Origin of the sequence: Marinomonas arctica (assembly GCF_003259225.1) — a bacterium.
Taxonomy (GTDB): Bacteria; Pseudomonadota; Gammaproteobacteria; order Pseudomonadales; family Marinomonadaceae; genus Marinomonas; species Marinomonas arctica.
In genome coordinates, this window is record NZ_QHJF01000060.1 from 1 (window position 1) to 6,316 (window position 6,316).

Annotated in this window: 5 protein-coding genes; all 5 read left to right on the plus strand. The window is 43.8% G+C overall.

Translation table 11 applies throughout. The features are described 5' to 3' along the window. The coding region (locus tag DK187_RS20720; protein ID WP_420870155.1) for a bacteriophage T4 gp5 trimerisation domain-containing protein at positions 1-563 on the plus strand (563 nt) is incomplete at its 5' end. Next, the gene (locus DK187_RS20725; RefSeq protein ID WP_111609196.1) at positions 560-1,486 is read left to right on the plus strand and encodes a DUF4123 domain-containing protein; all 927 of its coding nucleotides are present in this window, start codon (positions 560-562) and stop codon (positions 1,484-1,486) included. The genes DK187_RS20720 and DK187_RS20725, both read left to right, overlap by 4 nt. Beyond that, on the plus strand, positions 1,483-4,887 hold the full coding sequence (locus DK187_RS20730) for a LysM peptidoglycan-binding domain-containing protein (RefSeq protein WP_111609197.1): 3,405 nt from the start codon (positions 1,483-1,485) through the stop codon (positions 4,885-4,887). Before DK187_RS20725 ends, DK187_RS20730 begins: the two co-directional genes overlap by 4 nt. Next, complete coding sequence (locus DK187_RS20735) at positions 4,884-5,834, plus strand: hypothetical protein (protein WP_111609198.1); 951 nt, start codon at positions 4,884-4,886, stop codon at positions 5,832-5,834. The genes DK187_RS20730 and DK187_RS20735 overlap by 4 nt, the downstream gene beginning before the upstream one ends. Before the next feature lie 12 nt (positions 5,835-5,846). Continuing rightward, a complete protein-coding gene (locus DK187_RS20740; RefSeq protein ID WP_162623577.1) occupies positions 5,847-6,131 on the plus strand; it encodes a hypothetical protein in 285 nt (94 codons plus the stop codon). The last annotated feature ends 185 nt before the right edge of the window (positions 6,132-6,316 follow it).

Below are 6,316 nucleotides of genomic sequence, written 5' to 3' on the forward strand. Positions count from 1 at the left end.
ATGTCCTCAACGACAGCATCACTCACATTGGTCACGATCAACACCGACAAATCGACAACGACCGCTTTACCCAAATCGGCGGCGAAAACGGCACAGGCAACGACCACCTGACCATCAAAGGCGAAAGTCGCCACAAGATAGATAAAGATCACACACTTATGGTGGACGGAAGCTTACAACAGAAAGTGGGTTCGAAAGCGGTGCTCGATACGGGGAACGAGATTCACCTAAGCAGCGGTGTGAAATTGGTGGTCAACGCAGGGGCAGAGCTCACCTTAATGGCAGGGGGAAGCTTCCTAAAAATTGATGGATCAGGTGTTCATCTAGTCGGTTCTGCCATCAACCTAAACTCAGGCGGTGGTGCGGGATCGGGCAGTGGATTTAGTGAGGCATTACCCGAAATACCGCTTAGCGTGGCTTCACCCGAATACGATGCCAACCTAGAGGCGCCTGAAGGTAATGAAGCGCCAATAGTGCCGATGCAGCAAAAACAAGCCATAGTTACCGCCGCAGAGCAAGGCACTCCTATTTGTCAGGCTTGTGAAGAGGCAGCAGCAGAATGACGTTCTTCAGACCAATAGACAGAATAGATAATTCAGTTCCTGAGTCTGCAGAGACTGCTGCAACTGACTTTAAGTCTAAATGGATGATTATTGATGGTGCCTTAATCGTTGAAGATGCGCAGCAGATTTTAATAAATCAATTTGTGAATCAACATGAGCATGCTGAATTCCGTAATTTGTTTGTGAATACAAAATGGAAAGAAGTCTTGGATGTCGCGCCAATGCTGGTGAGTTATCACCCAGACATTGAAGCTTGGGCACAATCAAAAGCTCCGTGGCGATTTGGCTTAGTATTTGAGTCTAATGCTTCTTTAGAAGAACTGGTAGAGCACTGGCATAGGTTAATACATTGTCAGCACGTAGGCTTAGAAGGCTCATTGAGTCGTTTATATGATCCTATTGCTTTGTATCATTTGCTAAAGGCGACAGAAGAAGCAAGACAAGTTGCTTGGCTAGGCCCCATGAGCAAAATTTGGTTGCCAGACTACGTAGACAATCGTTATTTTTATGCAGAGCGCCCCGAGGTATCCGATGTTGCACTGCTTGAGCAAACACAGTTTACGGACCCTGAATGGCAAGGTTTAACCGACGCAAAGCGATACGCATCGGCCTATAGACTTACTCAACATGTGGACAAGCATTTCCCTGATTATTGGCATGGCAAAGACAGCAAGCAGCAACATGTCATAGAGCAATTAAAAAAGCTGGAATCCCTAGAGCAAGTGACACAAAAAGACGCCACTTGTTACATGAATATTCTTTGTCGATTGGGGGATATTTGGCATTCAGAAAGCCCTCATAAAGACATTGTTGCCATCTTAGAAGACAAATTACAACCTATTGAAGATAGGTTGCAGGAAGCCAACTTACAAGCATTAGAATTTGAGTTGGAACAGCGAAATAATAAGGAAGTGACGGCATGAAAAATTACATCATTGAAGCAGGCGATACTATTTCTGCTATTGCAAAAGCCAATGGTATTTCTCAGAAAAAATTATTAGCGGCCAACCAATCCATCAGCGACGCCAATGACATTAAAGTGGGCGATCAACTGTCTATTCCTGAAAAAGTCGAAGATCCAGCAACCCAAGCAGCCAACGCAGAAAGCAATTCAAAAACCGACGCAGCGGTAGAAGAGTGCCCATTACGTGCCGACTGGTTGACCATTAAACCTTTACGTTATGCGGTGGCTGAAGATGACAGCGAGATTAATTTAGCTGAAGGCTTAACTCTTAACTCCAACTTGCCAGCTTTAACCCAGCACAAATATATTACGCGTCAGTTGTCCGATCAGGTGGTGTATCTCTACCATCCTGAAGAAAAGTACTTGCTGCAAGTGGTCTACGCAGACGGCAAAGAGCAAGGCGAATGCCTATTTGGCGAGCCTAGTCAAGAAGTTACCGCAGCCTTCCCCTTGCTCAAGCAGCCTAAAGGCAGCAAAGTTATTATGTGGCTGACTCAAGCGCCGCTGACCCAAGCACGGATTGATTTATTAAAATCCCATCCAGACTTGATCGAAAAGGCTGGGCAGAAGATAGACTTCGCCAAGGCCGCCAAAGGCCAGCAAGCCGATACCTTTGCGCTGTTTGATGTTAAGAAATACCTTGCCGAATTGGCTCCTAATGTCACCAGCTTACTCGAGTGGAGCGCCAGCCCTCTTGAAACCAGTACCGATGAGAATACTTTTATCGGTGACTACCAAAGCGCCACCCCAGACAATAACTATGGGGTTTGCCTCGTGGATGCTATTGGCATTACCACCGACTTATGTCGTGAATTTTCTATCGCCTATGAAATGGTCATGTCCAATATGGCTACCGTTCAGCATCCTTTTCAGATGGCGAAATTGACTCGGGCTCTTATTAATAGAGAAGCGAATAAGGCCAATAAAGCGACAGAAATGGATGAAGGTCGATTACGAGTATTGTTTGGAACTTTTCCGCCACCTGAGTTAACTCAGTCCCTCATCGTATCGCGATTTTCCGATGAGAAAAAAAACAGAATATTTGAAGAAAAACGAGCTGAGCATGAAGCCTCGTTTCAAGAATACCTAAATGACTATAAAAAGGATGTCGCCGCTCAAGCCGAGAAAAATGCGCAAGAAAAAAAGTCTGAATTAGAAGAGCACATCAATGTTAGTGAGATGGATGAGCTTCTAGCTAATAAAGATAAGGCTGGCAGTGAGTATAAGAAAGTACTTGAAGATCTTGCTGAGGACTGGGTAACGTGGATACAAGATAGTAGCCGTATTTTAGATTTAGCTTTTTCTTGGTTCGATGACACCGATGAAGCACAGTTTTTGTTAAAAGAACATTTGTTAGCAGCATCTCTGAACAATATTAACGCCCCAGATAAAGGGGCTGAGATTGTCGCCAAGTGGGTTGACTCTTTATCAAATCAAATCGGGCAGGATAAAGACTTAGATTCGGAAATCAAAATCGAAGGTAATGGCGCGCATTATTTTATCGCTATGGGGTTTGGTACCGCTTTAATAACAGGCTCTTCATGGTTGAATGCTTTTAATAGTCTGGCGGGTACAACACGTACTGAAATACAAAAAGCCCATGAGCAGTTATTGTTTAACACGCGTGCTACCCCTTCAACAGAGGCTTTGATGCAAGCTGTTACGGGGCATTTAACCCATCTGGGAGTTAAAACGCAGGGCGCGCAAGCACTATGGAAAAACATGATCACCAATATGAGTTGGCGCTATGGATTGCAATTTCCAACTTACAGCGCAAACTTACATGATGTAGCGTTTGATCTGAAAGCATCCTATGCGGCTATGGCTGCTGTCACCCTGAACCAACCTTTGAAACAAGCATTGACGCAGGATCTTCGCCAGCTTCGCCGAGTCGGTAATTACGTTGATTTGCTGGATTTAGAGCAAGGTACTGCCCCTGGCGATCCTTTTACTCGTAACCAAGCCAAGTACCCAAAACCTTTTGCTAAGTATTTAAATGCAGCGGAAGTCTATGGCAAAAACAGCGCTACGTTAAAAACGGTGTATGCGAAGACGGAGAAAATTTTCTCTTCCGCCAGCCAAACTAAACTGGTAGGGATTTTTGCTTTGGGTCAGCTGTTTAATACAATTAAGCTTTATGACGCTTTGGAGCAAGATAATAGCTTTAAAGCCAAAGCAGATTTGTATACCGCTTTGTTTGGTTTGAGTACTGCATCCATGGCGTTGGTGGATACTGTATTCAGCAAATCTTTTGCTGGGCAGAGCTTTACCGGCTACATGAAAACCACTGGAGCAACAGCTTTAGGCAATAAGACTACAAATTTACTAAAAAGAAAAAAACTAGGGGAAACTCTTTTTAGGCGTTTTGAATTTGATGTAGAAAAACAAATGGAAATGTATGAAAGGATAGGGAATAAAGCAGCAAGATTTGTTAACGGGGCATTTCGAGCTTTACCGGCCATCGGGGCTTTGGTCGCGACTTTTTCTAGCTGGTTAAAGCTGTCAGATGATGTTGAACAGCAAAGTGCTGGCGTGGTAACCCTATCGACCTTGTCTCTTGTGGCTAATGCCGCTTCTGCCACCTTTTTTATAACCGGTATTTTCTTTAGTGGTCCGGTCTTAGTTATTTTAGGAATCGTATTAGGTGTGTTGGGGATGGCGTTTGATTTTTGGCGCGATATGGTGGCGGATGATAAGTTGGCACTTCTGCTTAAGACTTCATATTGGGGCAAGGGGCAATATAAGTACAACAAGGATGTGTCAAGCTTGGAAGAGAAAGAAGAATATCTTGGTGCGGATATATCCGATGAAGCCACTCGTAAAGGAATATTATCTGGGCTGACAAAGGAATTGCGAGCTTTTTGCGACTATCTCTACAAACCCGTGGCGCAAATTGTAGAGCAAACGAAAGAAGGTGCGCTCAGTGTGTTTAAGATTCAAGTAGAATTTCCCCAGTTCATAAAGGGAGTCAGTGATGTGACTTTCTCTATTACAGGTAGGCGTACTGGAGTACAGTCTGTCTTGTTGGCCACTAGTAGCACCGAAAATCGCTGGCAAATGAATAAGCTAAAAGGCCAGCTTGATATAAAAAATCAAACAGGCATTTTGACTCTAGAAGTGGATGAACGCACGCTAGCACCACAGCCGATTAGAGGGGCAGGGCAAATGGGTAGGCGATCTTCTAATAAGGGAATGAACTACACTGAATACAACTTATCATTAGAATACGACCAACCCGCAGGTATCCCCATTAGTTTAACTTACCCTAAAATCACCATAGATGATGGTGGTTCTATTTTGGCTTTTTGGCGGGATCACACCGAGATTGAAGAGTTTCATTTGGAGACAGCAATACCATGAGTAAGATCAAGCAAGTGGGAGCCAATCTCTGGACAGCCCCCACGGATATGGGTTTCACCCCCCATTTTAAACGCACTGAGCATGCCATTAATCATTACCCTAACGGGGAGTCTTTAGTTCATGAACCTTTGCAGCCGGGCAATAAAAAGATTTTTGTGGTTTATAAGAATAAAAATGCAGAGGACATGGGAGAAATATTTGAGGGGTCGGCGGCGGGCGGACATGAAGGTTACTTGGATATGCGAGTCGATTCAGTGACTAATCGTGGAGAAGGTTTCTACATGATGGGAGTCATCGGCCTGCTGTTTTGGTGGTCGTTTGAATCCTTTGTGTTGTCCTATTTGCCTGATCCTCAATTAAGAGACATCAGTATTTACTGTGGTTATGCATTTTTTATTATTGGTGCTCTTGTTTGTTTGTTTCGTACATTACATACGCCAGTACGCTTTCATAAAGACAATCAGGAGGTGTATGTATGGCATAAAAAGATTTTGTACCGTATACCTTGGGATGAGTGTGAAATCTCCGTCCAAGTTGCTAAGCGTAATCTTGGCTTAAAAGGCTCCCAAGATGGTTATCAGCTGACCTTATGGCTTAATCCTAAACATGCCGTTAACAAAGATCTAACAGGGCAAAAACATGTGCCATTGAATCTATTTCATAATATAGAACACCACATCCCTCTTTATGGCTATTGGGAATATGTACGTCGATATATGACAGGGGATAAGCCTATCTATATTGATATTAGTAAACGCCCAAGAAATATACATTTAAAATATGACCCAGACGAAGAAAGCTATATAAAATTTCTTATCATGGTTGCGTTAATAGCACCACTGCTTTTGTTATTTAAGCCAGATAAAGTGGCCTTATTAAGCCCTTTTAAAGAGAAATGGCCAGCAGAGGTGCATGAGTGGACGGGCGAGCGATGCGACTGGCATTAGGCTATCCGTTTATTGAATAGTAGACAGCTATTGGGGGAATATAGCTGTCTACTTTATGCCGATTTGATCATAAAAGGATTGATGACCATTAAGCATAGCGACAACAACACGAATGAACAAACCGACAAGGGAATGAACTACACCTATTACCAGATGACGTTAGAGTATAAATACCCTTCAGGCTTCCCTGTGACACTACGCTACCCCAACATCACCATAGACGACAAATGGTCGCTCTCCTTTTGGCGGGACCAAACAGAAATTGATGACTTTCATCTGGAGCAGTCAGCGTTATGAGTAAAATACGCCAAGTAGAAGAGAATCTTTGGATCGCCCCTGAGCGCTATGGCACCGAAGTTTAGAAAGACTCAGCACGCAATTAACCATTACCCTAATGGGAGTGCGCTGTAAGCGCCACTAAATCAGCCTCTAGTTTTCGTGCTTAGTCCCTTCCACACTGTGCTTCGTCCCTATCAATGACG

Bases quoted from the DNA above. Each gene is read 5' to 3' on its own strand.
- DK187_RS20725 (WP_111609196.1), top strand. From the start codon at position 560: ATGACGTTCTTCAGACCAATAGACAGAATAGATAATTCAGTTCCTGAG.
- DK187_RS20735 (WP_111609198.1), top strand. From the start codon at position 4,884: ATGAGTAAGATCAAGCAAGTGGGAGCCAATCTCTGGACAGCCCCCACG.
- DK187_RS20730 (WP_111609197.1), top strand. From the start codon at position 1,483: ATGAAAAATTACATCATTGAAGCAGGCGATACTATTTCTGCTATTGCA.